Source organism: Pseudomonas sp. TWR3-1-1 (assembly GCF_049896545.1).
Taxonomy (GTDB): Bacteria; Pseudomonadota; Gammaproteobacteria; order Pseudomonadales; family Pseudomonadaceae; genus Aquipseudomonas; species Aquipseudomonas weihenstephanensis.
Genome location: NZ_JAFCUO010000001.1, coordinates 971456 through 990484, shown reverse-complemented (window position 1 = coordinate 990484; position 19029 = coordinate 971456). Strand labels below are relative to the sequence as shown.

Here is a 19029-nt window from a genome sequence, read left to right as displayed (position 1 = left end):
TCAAAACGGTACTTCCTTGCTACTGATTAGTTTTATGTGCCTTGATGGGGTTCAAGGTCCCGTTTTAAACGGGCACCGGACAGTAGCCCAGGCCAACTAAGTTAGTAATAAGACGATTCTTAAAGCCCCCCTACTTTTGAAATGTTCAGGGTCTTTTTCAAACATGAATCCTTTCAGCCACACACTAAAAGTGCTGACGACTTTATAAGTTCCGCTCTCAGGCTCATTAAGGTGCTTACCGTATTTTCTTTTTCATCCCCCCACCAAGCCCCTCAAACGGTTAAATTTTGTAATAACTCCGCCCATCAAAAAACCCGAAAAGCGCTGTAGTCTTGCCTCCCCTATTTCACAACAGGTCTATATGAACACCCTCCTGGAGCCTCCCAGTCGCTTCTTTGCAACACCCGCCCTTGCGCGCCACCTCCCAACGCTCCGCTATAACCCGTCGCACCCACGCAGCCTTGCCGTGGCTTTGTGTATTACAGGTTCTCTAGCCCATTGCTTACCCCCAAAACAAATGCCGCGCTTAAGCGTGCATGACGCTAGAGCTGTGGCCGCACGGTCATCCGTTTCTCATTTTGCGCACGAGGTTTACTGATCCTTATGGAATGGATTGCAGATCCTACGGCCTGGCTTGGCCTGCTGACGCTGATCGTGCTGGAGCTGGTGCTCGGTATCGACAACCTGGTGTTTATTGCCATTCTGGCTGACAAGCTCCCGCCCGAGCAGCGCGACCGGGCCCGCGTCATCGGCTTGTCGTTGGCGTTGTTGATGCGCCTGGGCCTGCTGGCCAGTATTTCGTGGATGGTGACCCTCACCGAACCTTTGTTTGAGGTGTTCACCAAGGTGTTCTCGGGCCGTGACCTGATCATGCTGTTCGGCGGCCTGTTCCTGCTGTTCAAGGCCACGATGGAGTTGCATGAGCGTCTCGAAGGCCATGTAGCCGAACGCACATCAAACACGACTTACGCCATGTTCTGGCCGATCGTGGCGCAAATCGTGGTATTGGACGCGGTTTTCTCGCTCGATGCGGTGATCACCGCTGTGGGCATGGTCGAACACTTGTCGGTGATGATGATCGCGGTCGTGTTCTCCATCGGCTTGATGATGCTGGCCAGCAAACCACTCACCCGTTTCGTCAACAGCCACCCCACCGTGATCATGCTGTGCCTGGGCTTTTTGATGATGATCGGCTTCAGCCTCACGGCCGAAGGTTTGGGTTTCCACATTCCGAAGGGGTATCTGTATGCGGCCATTGGCTTCTCGATTGTGATCGAGCTGTTCAACCAGATCGCCCGCGCCCGACGTAAAAAAAGCCTGCACGGCATGCGCCCCATGCGTGAGCGCACGGCGCACGCGGTGATGCGCCTGTTGAGCGGCCGCACACTGCAAGCCGATGAGGTGGACGACGAGATTGCGGACATACTCGACGGTGGCCAGACCAAGCACGTGTTTCATCGACGTGAACGGATCATGATCAGCGGTGTGCTGCAACTGGCCGAGCGCCCAATACGCAGTGTCATGACCCCGCGTACCGACATCGACCATATCGACCTGGCCGATTCAGCAGAAACTATTCGTACAACGCTGATGCATTCGTCGTACTCCCGACTGCCGCTGATTCGCGAAGGCCGTATCGATGAACCGCTGGGGTTTATCCATAAGAAAGAACTGCTCAAGGAGCTGCTCGCGGGCAATCAACCCAACCTTGAGGCCATGGCACGAAAAACCATCAACTTGCTAGACAGCTTCACGATCCTCAATGCATTGGAGCAAATGCGCAAAGAGTCGACGCACATTGCGTTCGTGGTGAACGAGTTCGGGGACTTCCTCGGCATTCTGACCATGACCGACATTTTGGAGTCGATTGCCGGTGAGCTGCCGGACGCCAGTGAAATAGATGGCCCGGGCATTGAAGTGCGGGGTGACGGTTACCTGGTCAGCGGTGCCGTGAACCTGAACCAGGTGCGCGAGCGTACGGGGTTTGCTGCACAAGGTACGGACGATTACCACACGCTGGCCGGCATGGTCATGAGTCTGCTGGACCGTTTGCCGATGAAGGGCGATCGGGTTGAGTGGCAAGGCTGGGACTTGACCGTCACTGAGGTCGAAGAACGCCGTGTGACTCGCGTTCACCTGTCAAAAACATAAGGTAAAGCTTCCCTTGCAGCGCATTCACTTATTGGCTGCAAGGGCTTGGCCCGTCACATGCGGTCATTGGCCCGCCCTTTCGCTTGCCCCTCAGCATCGACTAATATACGTTTCATATGCATTTCATATTGGACGTACCGATGGGCATCGTAAAAATCTCTGACCACATGCACGAAAATCTGCGACTCGCCAGCGATGCGCTGAGCCGCTCAATCAACGCGCAAGCCGAACACTGGATGCGCATCGGCATGCTGACTGAGCTGCACCCCAACCTGGACCACAACCAAATCTGCCGTTTACTGATCCGCGCCGAAGCGGCTGGAGGTCTGGATCTCAAGCAGTTGAGCGGATTGGTTCAAGACGCAAACGTTATCGAAACCGCTTCGCAGGCCGACCAATGAAAACCCACGTCACAATCAATACCCCGGCGCAAATTGCCCAATCCAAAATTGCCGGAAAACTGGCCGCAGACGTGCTGGCGATGATCGCGGACCATGTGAAGCCGGGGGTAACCACCGACCAACTGGACCAGATCTGCCACGACTACATCGTCAATGTGCAAAAAGCCATACCGGGCAACGTGGGCTATCACGGTTTCCCGAAAACCGTGTGCACCTCAGTCAACGACGTGGTCTGCCACGGCATTCCCTCTGCCAGCCCGTTAAAAGACGGCGACATCATCAATATCGACATCGCCGTGGTCAAAGATGGCTGGTATGGCGACACCAGCCGCATGTATTTCGTGGGTGAGCCTAGCCCCGAAGCGCGTCACTTGGTCAAAACCACCTACGATGCCATGTGCGCAGGCATCCGCGTGGTGCGTCCCGGCGCTACGTTGGGCGACATTGGCCACGCCATTCAGAGCCTTGCCGAAAAAGAAGGCTTCAGTGTAGTACGTGAATACTGCGGCCACGGCATCGGCAAGGTGTACCACGATGAGCCGCAAGTACTGCATTACGGTTATCCGGGCCAGGGCATGAAACTCAAGACCGGCATGATCTTCACCATCGAACCCATGCTCAACGCTGGCAAGCGCCACGTAAAAACCCTGACGGATCGCTGGACAGTGGTCACCAAAGACCAATCGCTGTCAGCCCAGTGGGAACACATGGTCGCCGTCACGGACGACGGGTTTGAGCTGCTCAGCCCGTGGCCTGACCAGGTGGCGGAGTACCCGGCGATTAGTTGAGGCGAAATAGGCGCGAGCCAGTAAGCACGCTGAAGATTTGCCTACTGATCGACAGCCGATACAAACGACTGAGGCCTTGAGCTTAGAAACAATGCGGGGGGTCAGGTACGGTGGAATAGAACCTTGTCCCCTCCTGAATAAGGTTTACACCTTCTGATCTATCTTCAGGAGGATTCGGACCATCTGCTGCCCCGAAAATCCAGAGGGTAAAACACCCTGCTGCCCTCCCTTACAAAGAGATCGGCAAGTGTGTTCATGCCCTGCGGTCACTGGATGGTATAGCGGCCAAAGCCTTCTAACTGCTGATCCTGACCGCGACTCGCACGAGCGAGACCATTGGTGCCTGTAAGGCCGAAGTTGATCTGGACGCCAAAGTCTGGACGATTCCGGCCGAGCGCATGAAGTTTGCGAAGGAGCATCGTATCCTGCTCTGCACCCAAGCCATCAAGCTGCTTCGCCCTCTGATCGAGAATGCATCGAACGGATCAGACTACCTTTCCCCGGAAACAAGCCCGGCACTCACCTCTCCAGCATGGCCTTGCTTCAACTTCTGCGGCCGCTAGAGCGTCCAGACCTCACCGCACACGGCTTTCGTTCCACCTTTCGGGACTGGGCCAGGGAGACAACCGACTACCCGCGGGAGGTGGCAGAAGCCGCCCTTGCTCATACGATCAGGGACAAGACCGAAGTAGCCTGTGCACGGTGCGGCCTGTTCGAGAAGCGCAGGGTCATGATGGAGCATTGGGGCAGATATCTAAGCAACAAGACGGGATAGGCTCAGTAGTGTTCTCAGCGCCACGATCCGATACGGCAAGCTCACCTATCGGCATGAGCCTGACACCCAGGAATGAATGTACACAGACGCCCTCAACTCCCATTCCTACCCCGTTCTTCGCGACAACACCTGACGACAGCAATCGTCACGGGACTGCTGCGCCTGCGAATAAAGATACGAAGCCACCTTCAGACTTATGACGGTAATTCCCACACCATAAAGCTACTGGGACTACATTACAGCCCGCGGTCTTGAGAGGTTAAATGTCCTGTCTTCTGAAAAGAAAAAGGATGCTCCTCCATGCCAGACAAATTGGCTTCAGTTGCCCATAAAAAAAGCATCAACCTCAACTCCTTCCCCCCTACCGACGGCTGCCAGGCGAGGCGCGAACTGCCGCCTAAGCGACCGATCACTGCCGGTAACGCACTTGAACCGAAGGTAAGCAGATGTTGCTCAGTCAGGCGTTGTTAAAGACGCCGCCATCTTGACCATCAAGACCGCCTGACCCGCAGCCTGACGTGACGAAAGACCATCCAGGCTGTTTGACCTCAGGCACTGAAGCTTCGGGCAACTGACGCGAGTCCGTTCTACCCAACACAACCACGCCCGCCCGCGGATGGGCAGGGCTTTTATTGTTCGCTACCTTCCAGCCCGTCGAGATCACGGGTTGGGCGGTAGCGTGCCTCAAGGAGGGCGCCATGCCCCGCCAAAGCGACTTGCGCTACACCTTCGAACCCAGCGGTGGCGCCGACTTCGAGGTCATCGAATTCACCCTTGATGAAAGCCTGTCCCAGCCCTTCACACTGGCACTGCAACTGGCCAGTTTTGATGCCGAACTGGACTTCGGCACGCTGCTCGACAAACCCGCACTGCTGACGATCTGGCGTGGCGACACCCCGGTGCGCTACGTGCATGGCCTGATCAGCTCCTTGACCCAAGGCGACACCGGTTTTCGCCGCACCCGCTACAGCGCCGTGATTGAACCCGCACTAGCCCGCACCCGGCTGTGTTCCAACTGGCGGATCTTCCAGCAGCAAACGGTGCCGCAAATCCTCGACACCGTGCTCAAGGCCCATGGCCTGAACGACGTCGAACAACGCCTCAGTTACGACCACCAACCCCGCGAATACTGCGTCCAGGCCGGTGAAACCGACCTTGAGTTCATCGCCCGGCTGGCTGCCGAAGAAGGCCTGCTCTACACCTTCGAACACCGCGCCGATGGCCATCGTTTGATTGTTACCGACCGCGTCAGCGCCATCGGCACTATCGAGCCTAAAGACGCCTGCAACGTGCTGTACCAGGCCATGGGTGGCGGCGATCAACCGGAACCGGCACTGCACCGCTTCCACTACACCGAACAGGTGCGTACCGCCCGCCAGGTGCAGCGCGACTACACCTTTACCCACCCGCGCTACGACCAGGAACACATCGCCACCGGCACCCAGCTCGAACACCAAGGCCGCCAGTACGAACGCTTCGATTATCCCGGCCGCTACAAGCGCGACATCGCGGGCAAGCCCTTCACCCAAACCCGCCTGAACGCCCTGCGCAGCGATGCCCGCATCGCCGAGGTCGAGGGTGACGACGCCCGTCTGCAACCGGGCAAATCCTTCGACCTGACCGACCATCCGCGCGAAGATCTGAACATCCGCTGGCGCACCGTGAGCATCGTCCACATCGGCCTCCAGCACAGCAGCCAACAGGAAGAAGCCCTGGCAGCGCCTCTGGCACCCGCTATCACCTTGCGGCCACTTTGGCGCCCGCCGCCTTCGACTGGAAAGCCCCGCTGTGCCCCAAACCGCGCATCGACGGCCCGCAAACCGCCACTGTGGTCGGCCCGTCCGGCGAAGAAATCTTCTGCGACAAGTGGGGCCGGGTCAAAGTCAGCTTTCCGTGGGACCGCGCCAGCCAGCACAACGAACACAGCTCTTGCTGGATCCGCGTCGCCCAAGGCTGGGCGGGCACCACTTGGGGCGCGATGGCGATACCGCGCATCGGTCAGGAACTGATCGTCCAATACTTCGACGGTGACCCCGACCAACCAATCGCCACCGGCCGCGCCTACCGCGAAGCCAACCTGCCGCCCTACGAACTGCCCAAACACAAGACCCGCATGACGATCAAAAGCCAGACCCACAAGGGCGATGGCTTCAATGAACTGCGGTTTGAGGATGAAAAGGGCGTGGAAGAGATCTACGTCCATGCCGAGAAAGATCAGAACATCCACGTCAACCACAACGAAACCACGTTTGTGGGCAATGACCGCAGCGAACGGGTTGACCACAACGAAACCGTCTCCATCGGCGACCACCGCACCGAGGATGTCGGCAAAAACGAAACTATCCAGATCGGCGCCAACCGCAGCGTGACCATCGGCGGCAACAAGACCGAAACCATCGCCCTGGCCAAAGCCGAAACCATCGGGCTGGCCAAGGCGCTGAGCATTGGTGCGGCGTACCAGACCAGTGTCGGGGCCGCCATGAACACCTCGGTCGGCCTGAGCCAAAGCGAGCAAGTGGGCATTCATAAATCGGTGGTGGTGGGCAATAAATTCACCATCGATGCCGGTGATGAATTCACCGTCACGGTCGGCAAATCCATCCTGACGATGAAGTCCGACGGCACAGTGCTGATCAACGGCTGCACCTTCGATTTCAGTGCCACAGGCGCAGTGCAGATCAACGGCAAAGACGTGGACATCAACTGAGGAGGCGTCATGCAATTTCGTAACCTGACGCCCTTCGATGCGTTGTGTTTCAGCGCGCTGGGCGTGGACGATCAAGAGTATCCCGTACTGGCCATGAAGGTCGGCTACCGGTTGTTGCCCATCGACGGCAAAACTGGACAGTTCCGCGCCGAAGTGATGGATGACGCGCCCGTACCGTTGTGTACCGGCGACACGTATTACGGCGACGAAAGCAGCAGCAGCGTCTTTGAGGAAAGCGACCTGGCGCCGTTCAAGCCGCGTTGTGATCTGATCGTGGTGGGCCGGGCACATGCGCCGCAGGGCCAACCCGCCGCCTTATGGCAGGCAGGCATCAGATTGAGCATGCCGGTGCCGCCCTTACAAATAGAGGTGCCGTTGCCCCAGCCGCTGAGCCCCGGCGAACCGTTGAACGAGTTCCAGCTTCAGGCATGGCAAGCCCGGCGCATGGCTGCCGAAAAGGCCTGCGCCAACGCACCGACCCGCCGTAACCTGCTGGACAAACAACTGCGCTTCACCGGGCCACGCCAGTTCAAGCACAGTTTGTTCGGCGGCTGACAACTGAGCGAACCGCTGCCCGCGCTCAGCGTTCCACTGCGCTGGGAATATGCCTTTGGCGGCAGCAGCGTGGTGCGCAATCCTGAGCATCCGCTCGCGCCCGACAGCCCCGAATATCTGCTCAACGAGGTCTGTTACAGCAACCCCTTGGGCAGCGGCTGGATCGAAAAACGTCAGGAGTCGCTGGGTTACACACTGGATGCGCCGCTGCGTGAACTGCCCGCGCCGCAGATCGAAGCACCCGACACGCCCGTCCAGCACTTGGACAGAGTTAAACATCCCGATGGAGAACTCGATGCCACCGACATGGAGCAGGTGGCGAGCACTTATAAGTATCAACCCGCTGGCTTTGGTGTGGTCGGTCGAGCTTGGGCACCGCGACTGGCTTTAGCCGGTAACTACGATGCCTTATGGCAAGCCGAACGCTGGCCCGGTCTGCCATACGATTTTGACTTCGCCTACTGGAACGGCGCACCCGCCGATCAACAGATCGAATTTGCGCCGCCCAACCTGCGCATCGAACTGTTCAACCTGACCGATCCAACCCTCACCCCGGACGGACAACTGCGCGTCGAACTGCCCGGCCATCGCCCATTTGTATTACTGCGTTTAGTCAACGGCGCGCTGCTGCCGTTGCCGATGCTCACCGACACCCTGCGCATCGACACCGAAGCCATGACGTTGGTGCTGACCCATCGGATCAGCCTGCCCAACAGCCTCGACATCCGCGTGCTCGAAACGCGCTTAGAAACCGACCCGACTGCGCCGCTGCTCAAGCGCACACCGCAGCAGGTGCCCTGACATGGCCGATAACGTTATCGCCCGCAAACAGGGCAAATGGAAGGTCGTCAGCATCGTCCCCGACGTGTGCAAAACCCCGATGGGCGCGGCCATCCCGCCGGTGCCCTACCCCGTCACCGCCGAACTCAAAACCGCGACCGGCGTAGCCAAATCGGTGCGCGCCAATGGCAACCCGGTGGTGGTCTACGACATGAGCCTGGTGCCCACCACCCTGGGCGATCAGGCCGGGGCAGCCAAAGGCATCAAGAGCAACACCGTGGGCGGCAAGTGCTACCCGCTGGAAAAAAGCAGCACGGTGCGGGCCGAAGGCAAGTTGATCGTGCGCCATGACGACATGTTCTGGATGAATGGGGCGTAGCGCATGGCAGAAGCACTCCATCTACCGCCGCTGCATGTGCACGCCATCCGCGTGCCTATCCGAAAGACCGCTACCAAAATCGGCGACCCCGACGAACTGTTTCTACAGCAAGGCGAGAACGGCGGCGTGCAAGTCGATGCCTTCTGGCGCGATGCCACGGGCAAAGAAATACACGACAGCAAGGAACTGAATGAGGACGAGTACGAAACCCTTCGCACGCGCTACCTCAAGTCCGAACAAGCCACGCTGCCGCCGTTCAACTCGTTCAAAAGCGGCAATACCGTTGGGCGTGTGGTCGGTGAAACTGCCCCGGCAGCGGTCCCTGCCACACAGGCCAATCCGCCGATAGAGGCGGAGACCGAAGAAGAAGGCATCACCGGCGAGCAGGTGCTGGATGGCATCCAGTTGGGTCTGGATGTGGTGGGCTTGATCCCGGTGATAGGGGAAGCGGCAGATATCATCAGCGCAGGCATTAGCCTAGCCCGCGGCGACTACGTGGGAGCAGGACTGTCGCTGTTGTCGGCGATTCCGTTTGTCGGCTACGCGGGGAGCGCTGGCAAGGCCGCCCGCTACGGTGCGAAGATGGCCGAGGCTTCGGGTAAAGCGGGCAAGGAGGCTGTCGATATTGCCACGAAGAAGACTGGTGGGAAAACAAAAGGTACAAAGAAGACTGATCCATGCGCTGCACTGCAGAACGGAATCCCTGGTAATGGTTATCGAGGCGGCAAACATGGGAAAATAAAAAAAGGCGGAAAGTCTTACGATCCAAACAGAGAATCTCACCACACTCCCGCAGATTCTGCATACTCACAAGTTAACGGAAAACGAGTTAGCTCGAATGCGAAACCATCTATACAGCTTGATGTTGAGGATCATAAAAAAACAGCAAGCTGGGGAAGTGAAGGGAAAGCGTATAGAGCTCTACAATCGAAATCCATGCAAGGAGGAAAATCGGGATACCGCGCAGCAATGATGATGGACATAGAAGATGTACGATCTAAATTTGGCAACAAGTATGACGTAGCAATAGCGCAAATGCTCGCATGGGCTAAGTGCAAGGAGTACATATGACACTAGTAGATAGGGTTCAATGGATCACTAAAATGAAGTCCGTCGTAGACGGCCCTAAAAACAGAGAAACTGAGACTAGCTTCCACAAGCTAATACTTGCAACCCCGCCAAATGCCGACAAAGAAATGGTGGATGCCATAATGGAGAGTTTCTTAAAACCATTTGACTCATCTGTGATGCAAATATGCATCACCGCCCTCAGCGGGATTAATTTCGAACAGTACTATGAGTCCCTTTTCAAAATTCTACCCCGACTTCTAAATCAAGATCCAGACAGTGCGCTATGCCTGCTAGACTACCCTGGATTCGAATTAAAACATAAGCACATCAAAGCAATAGTTCAGATGATAAAAAAATCAGACCCATCCGGAGCCCTAAAAACAGAAATAGACCATCAAATAAACCACTGGAACTTAAACAATGATGAACCTTGGTTCAGCATCTACCACTCCGTATAGGAAGAAGGGCAATGGAAGACATACTGAAGCAATTCCTTGAAGAAGAAAGAGAAAACCTCAAAACACAACCATTTGACTTTTTTCCAACCTCAAATGATCCAGACGAAGGAAGCGGAATATTGCCATATTTTTATCTGAAATGGGCATCCTCCAACTATTTACTATTACACAACAATGAAATAGCAACAGTCACGAAAGAAAAAGACACACTAGAACAAGATATAAAAATTATCAGAGAAATACTTGGCGATCAACTACTACCAGCCCACTTCAACCCAAAGGGTAACGCATTCACGCAAGACTACTACCGTCCCGGCTGGAAATACTTCTATCTAACTGACTTCGCAAAGACCTTTCATGAACATGACGACCTAAACAACATCGCCAACACTGAGGCTAATTATAGAGAAATAGAGGCAGTACTTGAAGATCGTTTTTTAAAGTGGTTATCAAAGGATTAGACTCATCAAAATATTTCCTAGCATAATAAGGCCCCATAACAGATCGAGACACCGCAGCGTAGACTCATATCGTTTGCAACAAATGCTCTTCTTATACAGGGCTCAGTTGCAGGCAACCAGTGCGCCATCAATGGCCATGGCCACTACACTTTCGTAATTTCTCTTGAGCTTGTTGAAACGCGATGCGACCGCCCGGTAATGCTTGCACCGGGTAGAGCGTTTTCTACTGGGTGCCGATTGCGGTAAAGCAGTAAGCGATGAAGCCGCATTCCAAGTCGCAGTCTGATATCAGATGCTGTGCTCCCAATCTTCACCGACCAAGCCCTTCACCCAAACCCGCCTGAACGCCCTGCGCAGCGATGCCCGCATCGCCGAGGTCGAGGGTGACGACGCCCGTCTGCAACCGGGCAAATCCTTCGACCTCACCGACCACCCGCGCGAAGACCTGAACATCCGCTGGCGCACCGTAAGCATCACCCACACCGGCCTCCAGCACAGCAGCCAACAGGAGGAAGCCGCTGGCAGCGCCTCTGGCACCCGCTATCACCTAAAGGCCACTTTGGCGCCCGCAGCCTTCGACTGGAAAGCCCCGCTGTGCCCCAAACCGCGCATCGACGGCCCGCAAACCGCCACCGTGGTCGGCCCGCCCGGCGAAGAAATCTTCTGCGACAAGTGGGGCCGGGTCAAAGTCAGCTTCCCGTGGGACCGCGCCAGCCAGAACAACGAACACAGCTCCTGCTGGATCCGCGTCGCCCAAGGCTGGGCGGGCACCACCTGGGGCGCGATGGCGATACCGCGCATCGGTCAGGAACTGATCGTCCAATACTTCGACGGTGACCCCGACCAACCAATCGCCACTGGCCGCGCCTACCGCGAAGCCAACCTGCCGCCCTACGAACTGCCCAAACACAAAACCCGCATGACGATCAAAAGCCAGACCCATAAAGGTGATGGCTTCAATGAGCTGCGATTTGAGGATGAAAAGGGCGTGGAAGAGATCTACGTCCATGCCGAGAAAGATCAGAACGTGATGGTCAACAACAACGAAAGCCACACCGTTGGGGCGAACCGCACCCATGCGGTAGGCCAGGACGAAACCATCACCGTGGGCCGCAACAGCTTACGCGTGGTGAAGACCAACGACACGCTGAAGGTGGGTGGCAACAAAAACGATCACGTTGCTGGCGAGTACTACATCGGTGTCGGTTCAACACTACGCCTCGAATGCGGCAAAACCGTGATCGAGCTAAACGCCAATGGTGACCTGAGCATCACCTGCGAAAACTTCAATATCACCGCCAATCAGGCCGGAAAAATCAACAGCCTCAGCGCCAAGCTCGACCTGAACATGACCGGTAAAGCCGCGGGCACCAGTGCCTCCGGCGTCAGCGATGCGGCCATCAAGGGCGATGTCGATGGCCATTTCGGCAAGCGCTGAGCATCCAGACGACCGACCGATCCATAAGGAGCTTGCAACATGACTCACTACCGCACCCATGATCTGCTGATTGGCTTTCCGGACGACCAACCGGACGACAACAGCCTCAACGTGTTCATCTTCAAGGAACGGCAAACCACCCTCGTCATTGCTCGCGGTGCGATAGAAGAAGGCACCTCCCTCGCCAGCACCTATGCCCAACAGCTGAAAGCGCTCAAGCATCAGGTCAAGGCTCTTCAATGCACCGAACCTAAAGCCGTCAATACGGGTGAAAACAACCTATTGGAAGGCTTGGAAGTTGTTATCCAATTCATGCAAGGGACCAGCCCTTCTTACCAGTACCAATTGGTCTGCCAAGTGCCCGGTGTACGGCGCATGTTGGCCCTCACCTATAGCAAAAAAAGCCTATTGACCGACGCCGACTGCGACCACTGGCGTGCGATCAAACGCACGCTGCGGTTTGCCTGAAAGCGCCCATGAACAACCAGCCGTAAGGAGCACGGATTCGTGGCCGACAAAGTCAAAGCTGCCCGCGCAGGGGACCTGATTATCCACACCTCGGTGTGGGCTGAAATTTTGAGCGTCGTTGCCCAAGGCGTCATTTACGCAGCGGCGACCGCGGCACTGGTGGCAGCCGCACCCTGTACTTTGGTCGCAGCGGTGGGTGCAACAGCTGTTGCCGTTGGCGCAGGGCTGATGCTGGGAGCCGCGACCAGTTTGATCCCGGTGGGCAGTAAAAGCATTACCGAGCACATCAGTGACGGTTGTGATGCGGTCGCCAATTTGATTTTCCCTCCCGAACCGGCCGGGGCTATCGCTTCGGGATCCGATGACACGGCCGTCAACGCCCTGCCCGCAGCACGGGCTGCGGGTTACCAAATCAGCGATGTGCCCGATGCAGAACCCGTAAAACCCGGCGTATTGGAAACACTCGGCGCGCTCGTGGTAGGGCTGACACCTTATGGCTGGTATCAAGCCGTAGACACCATCATCAATCCGCCTGTGGTCACCCAACCCAACCCCGGAACGATCCCTGCCGAACAGGACGAAGTGGCCTGCACCCGGCACCCGCCCATGCCCCTGCAATACATCGCTGAAGGCTCACGGGAAGTCTTCATCAACAGCCAACCGGCTGCGCGGGACAGCGAACGGACCACCTGTGAAGGTACGATTAACGCGGACCTCAACATATCCCCGGATGTGCGCATTGGCGGGGAGTCGCTGGTGGTACGCGAAATCCGCAGCGGCAAGAACAAGCTGGGGATGATTGCCGGGCTGATTATCGGCATGTTGCTGGCCCGAAAAGTCGCCGGACACCGCTGCAAGGGCAACCCGGTCTCGGTCTCCACCGGCAGCAAGTTCCAGAATGGCCCCGAAGACGTCGATTTCACGTTGCCGGGTACTTTGCCGATCGAGTGGGCCCGCCAATACAACAGTGAGGACATCCGCACCACCGGCCTGTTCGGGCCGGGCTGGAGCGTGTTTTACGACGTCGAGATCGTGCGGGTTCCCCACCCTGACGGTGGTGATTTGTGGGTGTATATCGACGCCCAAGGCAGCCGTTTGGAACTGGGCCGCCTCAACACCGGCGACAGCTTTGTCAGCATCCTTGACGGCCTGAGCTTCTATCAGTTGGGCGAAGGCCTGACCGTAGTCGAAGACATTCACGATGGCCTGTATCAGATCTTCGAAACCGACCCGCATAACCCGCAACGCTCTCGCCTGGTGCGCCTCGGCGACCGTAACCGCAACACCCTCAATCTTATGTATGACGAGACCGCACGGCTGGTGCTGGTGGTTGATCCCGTCAGCCATTTGACCGTCCACCTGCACTATGACGCGCTGCACACACAAAGGGTCAGTCAAGTCGATCGGCTGTACCTCAAGCCCAACGAACCCAGCCAGATTGAACGCAGAGAACCGTTGGTAACTTACCGGTATACCGACACCGGCAACTTGAGCACAGTCCTGGATGCCAGTGGCCAAGTCGTGCGGCGCTTCACCTATACGCCCGAGCATTACCTGAGCAGCCACACCCTGCCCAGCGGCGCGACCCGCCACTATCAGTGGGCCACATTCGCCGTCCCGCCTATCCGCCCGCAACCCGTACGCGCCGACGGCACCCCCTACACCCTGCCGCCCCTGCTGGAGCCGCAACCCGACCATGAATGGCGGGTCATACGGCACTGGGGCAGCGACGGCGAGGACTACCAGTTCAGCTACGACCTGGAAAAGGGCGAAACCCGTGTCGTGGACAGCCTCGGACGCACGGATCAGTATTTTTGGGGGCCACTGTACGAGGTCTACAAACACATCGACCCGCTGGGCCATTGCTGGCAGGACGAGATGCTGGCCGGGCAATTGCTCAAGACCACCGATCCACAAGGCGGTGAATGGCATTACGCCTACGATGAAATCGGCCGTCTGATCGAAACCCGCGACCCGCTGGGCCGCAGCGAGCGCCTTTATTACACCGAACACTGGGCGCTGCCGCTGAGCATCACCGACCGCGGTGGGCGTACCCACACCTACCGTTACGACGAACGCGGCAACTTACTCTGCGAACAAGACCCGCTCGGGCACACCACCCACTACGGCTACGACCCGCAAGGCCGTGTCGAGCGCATCACCGACGCCCTCGGCAAACACAAAACCCTGGACTGGAACACCCACAGCCAACTGCTCAGCTACCGCGATTGCTCCAATGCCGAAACCCACTACCGCTACGATGCCCGCGGCCAGCTCAGCCAGAGCATCAACGCACGCGGTGAAAGCCAGCGTTACCGCTATGACCGGCGTGGCTTGCTGATTGAAAGCGAACGCCCGGACGGCCGTCTCGACCGCTATGAGCGCGACAGCGCAGGCCAGATCACCGCTTACACCGACCCCGCCCAGCAGACCACCCGCTACCAATACGACCTCAGCGGCCGGGTCAAACAGCGCACCGATGCCCTGGGCCACAGCGTGCGCTTGAGCTACGACGCCTATGGCCGTCTGCAAAAGCTGACCAACGAAAACAACGAAGCCTACGCCTTCGGCTGGGACGCGCTGGATCGACTGGTTGCCCAGCGCGATCTGGACAACAGCGGACGCTGTTACCACTACAACGCAGTCGGCGATGTCAGCGGCGTGGATCATGTGCCTGTCGCAGCAGACGTTGACGCGCAGGACGATGATTGTCCACCGCTCAAGCACCGCTTCGAGCGCGATGCCGCCGGGCGTTTGATCCAGAAAACCACCGCCGACGGCGTCACCGACTACACCTACGACGCCGCCGACAACCTGCTGTCGATCACCTTCACCGACCTCAATGGCCAGCAGCAACCGCTGAGTTTCAGCTACGACAAGAACGGACAACTGCTCAGCGAAACCAGCACTGCCGGCGAGCTGCAGTACCACTACGACGAACTGGGCAACCTCGAAACCCTGACCCTGCCCGATCAGCGCGCCATCAACCACCTGTACTACGGCAGCGGGCACCTGCACCAGATCAACCTCAATGGCCGGGTAATCTGCGATTTCGAGCGCGACAACCTGCACGACGAAGTGCTGCGCACCCAGGGCCAACTGCACACCCGCACCCGCTACGACCGCAACGGCCGTCTCGCGCAAAAGGCCCTGCACTACCACAACGCCGCCCGCGAAGAATTGCCCCTGCTAAGCAAGGATTACCAATACGACGCCTGCGACAACCTGATCGCCGAAGTACTGACCCAGACCCAGCGCCGCAGCAACCACAACTCAGCCCAAGAGCCCGTCATCGGACGTTTCGAGGCGCACAACAGCAACGGCAAAAGCCACACCCTCAGCCAGCATTACCGCTACGACCCTACCGAGCGCATCCGCCAGCACTACCAGCACACCCCGCAAGCGCCCGGTCAACACAGCGAAACCTTCAACTACGACGCCGCCGCCAACCTGATGCAGACCGGCGTGCTGCGCGGCCACGTCAAACACAACCGCGTGCAGGTGTTCGAAGACAAGCGCTACCGCTACGACCGCTTCGGCCGCCTGAGCGAAAAACGCATCGGCAGCCACACCGTCCAACGTTTTGAATACGACGCCGAACAGCGCCTGATCCGCGTCCAGCAGAGCAAACACGGCGAACGCCTGCGCATCCACTACCAGTACGATCCGCTGGGGCGGCGCATCGGCAAACAGCTCTACCGCAACGACGATCAATGCCCGTACCGACGCACTACATTTCAATGGCAAGGCCTGCGCCTGCTGCAAGAAGTACAGGACGGCAGGCCCAGCCTGTACCTGTACGCCAACATCGACAGCTACGAGCCGCTAGCCCGTATCGACGGCAAGCCCGGCGATGAAGAGTTTTTATACTTCCACACCAACCTGGCCGGCCTCCCCGAACAACTGACCGACGAACATGGGCTGAGCGTGTGGCACAGCGAATTCCAGGCCTGGGGCAACAGCCGCGAGGAATGGCATAACACCCAACACGAGCAAGAACAGAACCTGCGCTTTCAAGGCCAGTACCTTGACCGCGAGACCGGCCTGCACTACAACACCTTCAGGTTTTACGATCCGGATATAGGACGGTTTACCCAGCCAGATCCGATTGGGTTGCTGGGCGGGATCAATCTTTATCAGTACGCGCCGAATGCGGTTGGGTGGGTTGATCCGTGGGGGCTGACATCCTCTAATACAGGTAAAATCAAGCTTAATCCTGGTGAAATGCTAGGTAACCCTAAAGATATTAATTTTTCTCAGGTGACTATTAACAGCTCATTTGATACTCCTGATGGTAAAAAGGCTGTTCAGTCAGTTGTCAACCAAGTCAAAAGCGGAGATGTGAAAGTTACAGACTTCCCTGCCATTGAAGTGATTGACGTTAAAGGACAATTGGTAGCTAGAGACGGCAATAGCCGACTAGCAATTGCAGTATTAGGAAAAGCCAAACAAATTAAGTACAAAATAATCACCGAGATAGATCTCTTAAGAGACTTCACCAAACAATTAAGAAACAACGGATTGCGAAATAATGGCACGTCAAAAGTTCCGAAATGCAAGGGGTGACATATGACAAAACAGGATAGAGGCATTCCTATTGAGTTACCAGTATGGCAGGCCCCTAACGACGATGTTTATATAAAGAGTAAAGGCGAAGACTTAGATATTATATTTAAAATATGGCTAAGCGCGGGCAAATACTCAAAGCTTCTCGGCTTATTAAATTTCAAACAAGTATGGGGGGTAAGATTCGAAAGACATAAGCGTTTACATTACTACCCCAACAGGGAAGACGACGATTTTAATTCTTGCTACTGGATCATCGATGACTCCTCATGGCTAAAGGAACTAACATTAGAAAGAGAGAGCTATTTTTCTGACTGGAAACAATATGATAAAACAGAATACAAGCACTATATTATTCAAAGCAATAAGCATTACATTGAAGTGATTGCAGGCGCGATTATTTTTTCAAAAAAAACACAAAAAACATAACAACCCAATTTATTTAACGTCGGGTATACCCCGACTTTCATCTATTACTACGCCTGCATATTATCCTGTTGATCCTGAATAATAACCTGGCAGGGCAACCCGGTCTCGGTCTCCACCGGCAGCAGTTTTGGGGGCCACTGGTCTACAAACACATCGACCCGCTGGGCCACTGCTGGCAGGACGAGATGCTCGCCGGGCAATTGCTCAAGACCACCGACCCACAGTGTGGTGAATGGCATTACGCCTACGATGAAATCGGCCCCCTGATCGAAACCCGCGACCCGCTGGGCCGCAGCGAGCGCATTTATTACACCGAACACTGGGCGCTGCCGCTGAGCATCACCAACCGCGGCGGGCGCACCCACACCTACCGCTACGACCCGCAGGCCGGGTGGTGTCCATCACCGACGCCACAGGCAAACACAAAACCCTGGACTGGAACACCCACAGCCAATTGCTCAGCTACCGCGACTGCTCCAATGCCGAAACCCACTACCGCTATGATGCCCGCGGCCAGCTCAGCCAGAGCATCAACGCACGCGGTGAAAGCCAGCACTACCGCTACGACCGGCGCGGCTTGCTGGTCGAGAGCGAACGCCCGGACGGCCGCCTCGACCGCTACGAGCGCGACAGCGCCGGGCTTACACCGACCCCGCCCAGCAGACCACCCGTTACCAGTACGACCTCAGTGGCCGGGTCAAACAGCGCACCGATGCCCTGGGCCATAGCGTGCGCTTGAGCTACGACGCCTATGGCCGCCTGCAAAAGCTGACCAACGAAAACAACGAAGCCTACGCCTTCGGCTGGGACGCGCTGGATCGACTGGTTGCCCAGCGCGACCTCGATGGCAGTGGGCGCTCGATAACAACGCCGCTGAACGCGCTATCCGCCTCTTCGTGATCGGACGCAAGAACTGGCTGTTTAGCGACACGCCCAAAGGCGCAACGACCAGCGCTCAACTATACAGCCAGGTCGAGACTGCCAAAGCCAACGGCCAAGAGCCCTATGCGTGGCTTCGCCACGCACTTGAAGGCCTGCCAACGGCGACGTCGCTTGGAGATTACGAAGCCTTTGCTGCCTTGGAACTGCGAAACTCGACTTCACAGCTAAGCGCTTTACCCATCTTTAGCCCGGCGGGGTTTATGGAGCGCTTACTATTAATCGCGCAGTTAAACCATGCAGTACGTGGCAAACATGGACTGTTTGAAAAACACAGATGGTTTGCAAAAAATACTGCACGCCCCGTCAATCAAATCGTTCTGACCCGTCTAAACATAGGGGCCATAGCATCAGCATGCCCCTTCTTAATGGGCATGCCGTCGGGTACGTGATTTTTGGTACAGCGGAAGGGGAATCTGCGGCTTTTTTACGTACAACCAAAAAACAAAAAAGCCCCTGAAATCATTGATTTCAGGGGCTTTCATTTGTATGGCGGAGAGATAGGGATTCGAACCCTAGGTACTGTCGCCAGTACAACGGATTTCGAATCCGTCCCATTCGGCCACTCTGGCATCTCTCCAACGGCGCGCATCATAACAGCTGTTTTGATTTAGGCAAACCTTATTTTCAAAAAAACTGCGTGCTATCAGATGCTTGCGCGTT

The 19029-nt window shown here is 56.8% G+C and carries 18 protein-coding genes, 1 tRNA gene and 3 pseudogenes; 19 read left to right on the top strand and 3 right to left on the bottom strand.

What is annotated here, in order from left to right; translation table 11 throughout:
• Window positions 1-603: 603 nt before the first annotated feature.
• The 12 genes and pseudogenes from ACP7A4_RS04755 to ACP7A4_RS04700 all read left to right on the top strand — a co-directional run bounded on the left by ACP7A4_RS04755 (window position 604) and on the right by ACP7A4_RS04700 (window position 10526).
• Window positions 604-2151, top strand: a complete 1548-nt coding sequence (locus tag ACP7A4_RS04755; RefSeq protein ID WP_426245752.1) for a TerC family protein — start codon at window positions 604-606, stop codon at window positions 2149-2151.
• Window positions 2152-2291: 140 nt separating this feature from the next.
• A complete protein-coding gene (locus tag ACP7A4_RS04750; RefSeq protein WP_426245750.1) occupies window positions 2292-2552 on the top strand; it encodes a ParD-like family protein in 261 nt (86 codons plus the stop codon).
• Window positions 2549-3340: a type I methionyl aminopeptidase gene (gene map, locus ACP7A4_RS04745; protein WP_059761420.1), complete on the top strand. Its 792-nt coding sequence runs from the start codon at window positions 2549-2551 to the stop codon at window positions 3338-3340. Before ACP7A4_RS04750 ends, map begins: the two co-directional genes overlap by 4 nt.
• A gap of 299 nt (window positions 3341-3639) precedes the next feature.
• Window positions 3640-3903: a tyrosine-type recombinase/integrase gene (locus tag ACP7A4_RS04740; protein WP_426245900.1), complete on the top strand. Its 264-nt coding sequence runs from the start codon at window positions 3640-3642 to the stop codon at window positions 3901-3903.
• A 910-nt stretch (window positions 3904-4813) separates the two neighbouring features.
• A pseudogene (tssI, locus tag ACP7A4_RS04735) lies at window positions 4814-5848 on the top strand (type VI secretion system tip protein TssI/VgrG); the annotation flags it as partial.
• 95 nt (window positions 5849-5943) lie between these two features.
• A complete protein-coding gene (locus ACP7A4_RS04730) occupies window positions 5944-6822 on the top strand; it encodes a type VI secretion system Vgr family protein (protein ID WP_426245748.1) in 879 nt (292 codons plus the stop codon).
• A 9-nt stretch (window positions 6823-6831) separates the two neighbouring features.
• Window positions 6832-7377, top strand: coding sequence for a DUF2169 domain-containing protein (locus tag ACP7A4_RS04725; protein WP_426245746.1), 546 nt, complete (start codon window positions 6832-6834; stop codon window positions 7375-7377).
• 3 nt (window positions 7378-7380) lie between these two features.
• Window positions 7381-8178 (top strand): DUF2169 domain-containing protein, encoded by a 798-nt coding sequence (locus ACP7A4_RS04720; protein ID WP_426245898.1) that lies wholly within the window; start codon window positions 7381-7383, stop codon window positions 8176-8178.
• A 1-nt stretch (window position 8179) separates the two neighbouring features.
• Entirely contained in the window at window positions 8180-8536 is a 357-nt protein-coding gene (locus ACP7A4_RS04715; protein WP_426245744.1) for a DUF4150 domain-containing protein, read from the top strand.
• A 3-nt stretch (window positions 8537-8539) separates the two neighbouring features.
• On the top strand, window positions 8540-9607 hold the full coding sequence (locus tag ACP7A4_RS04710; RefSeq protein ID WP_426245742.1) for a hypothetical protein: 1068 nt from the start codon (window positions 8540-8542) through the stop codon (window positions 9605-9607).
• Window positions 9604-10065, top strand: a complete 462-nt coding sequence (locus tag ACP7A4_RS04705; protein ID WP_426245740.1) for a hypothetical protein — start codon at window positions 9604-9606, stop codon at window positions 10063-10065. The genes ACP7A4_RS04710 and ACP7A4_RS04705 overlap by 4 nt, the downstream gene beginning before the upstream one ends.
• An 11-nt stretch (window positions 10066-10076) precedes the next feature.
• On the top strand, window positions 10077-10526 hold the full coding sequence (locus ACP7A4_RS04700) for a hypothetical protein (protein WP_426245738.1): 450 nt from the start codon (window positions 10077-10079) through the stop codon (window positions 10524-10526).
• Between the two features lie 132 nt (window positions 10527-10658).
• Here the strand turns inward: ACP7A4_RS04700 and ACP7A4_RS04695 are convergent.
• Window positions 10659-10774: pseudogene (locus ACP7A4_RS04695) on the bottom strand (IS5/IS1182 family transposase); the annotation flags it as partial.
• A gap of 44 nt (window positions 10775-10818) precedes the next feature.
• On the opposite strand from ACP7A4_RS04695, the gene tssI (ACP7A4_RS04690) reads away from it, so the two are divergent.
• From tssI (ACP7A4_RS04690) to ACP7A4_RS04675, 4 genes are read left to right on the top strand one after another with little or no spacing between them, the layout of a single operon-like run.
• Complete coding sequence (gene tssI, locus ACP7A4_RS04690) at window positions 10819-11964, top strand: type VI secretion system tip protein TssI/VgrG (protein ID WP_426245736.1); 1146 nt, start codon at window positions 10819-10821, stop codon at window positions 11962-11964.
• Between the two features lie 39 nt (window positions 11965-12003).
• Window positions 12004-12432, top strand: a complete 429-nt coding sequence (locus tag ACP7A4_RS04685) for a DcrB-related protein (RefSeq protein ID WP_426245734.1) — start codon at window positions 12004-12006, stop codon at window positions 12430-12432.
• A 39-nt stretch (window positions 12433-12471) separates the two neighbouring features.
• Window positions 12472-16998, top strand: coding sequence for an RHS repeat-associated core domain-containing protein (locus ACP7A4_RS04680; RefSeq protein ID WP_426245732.1), 4527 nt, complete (start codon window positions 12472-12474; stop codon window positions 16996-16998).
• Window positions 16999-17001: 3 nt separating this feature from the next.
• Complete coding sequence (locus ACP7A4_RS04675; protein ID WP_203302967.1) at window positions 17002-17427, top strand: hypothetical protein; 426 nt, start codon at window positions 17002-17004, stop codon at window positions 17425-17427.
• A 47-nt stretch (window positions 17428-17474) separates the two neighbouring features.
• Here the strand turns inward: ACP7A4_RS04675 and ACP7A4_RS04670 are convergent, their stop codons facing one another.
• Window positions 17475-17666 (bottom strand): hypothetical protein, encoded by a 192-nt coding sequence (locus ACP7A4_RS04670; protein WP_203302977.1) that lies wholly within the window; start codon window positions 17664-17666, stop codon window positions 17475-17477.
• Window positions 17667-17821: 155 nt separating this feature from the next.
• On the opposite strand from ACP7A4_RS04670, the gene ACP7A4_RS04665 reads away from it, so the two are divergent.
• The 3 genes and pseudogenes from ACP7A4_RS04665 to ACP7A4_RS04655 all read left to right on the top strand — a co-directional run.
• A complete protein-coding gene (locus ACP7A4_RS04665) occupies window positions 17822-18166 on the top strand; it encodes an RHS repeat domain-containing protein (protein WP_338101700.1) in 345 nt (114 codons plus the stop codon).
• On the top strand, window positions 18157-18327 hold the full coding sequence (locus ACP7A4_RS04660; RefSeq protein WP_238938370.1) for an RHS repeat domain-containing protein: 171 nt from the start codon (window positions 18157-18159) through the stop codon (window positions 18325-18327). The genes ACP7A4_RS04665 and ACP7A4_RS04660 overlap by 10 nt, the downstream gene beginning before the upstream one ends.
• Window positions 18285-18537 (top strand): annotated as a pseudogene (locus tag ACP7A4_RS04655) (transposase domain-containing protein); the annotation flags it as partial. The gene ACP7A4_RS04660 and the pseudogene ACP7A4_RS04655, both read left to right, overlap by 43 nt.
• Window positions 18538-18856: 319 nt before the next feature.
• Here the strand turns inward: ACP7A4_RS04655 and ACP7A4_RS04650 are convergent.
• A tRNA-Ser gene (locus tag ACP7A4_RS04650) sits at window positions 18857-18946 on the bottom strand.
• Window positions 18947-19029 lie beyond the last annotated feature (83 nt).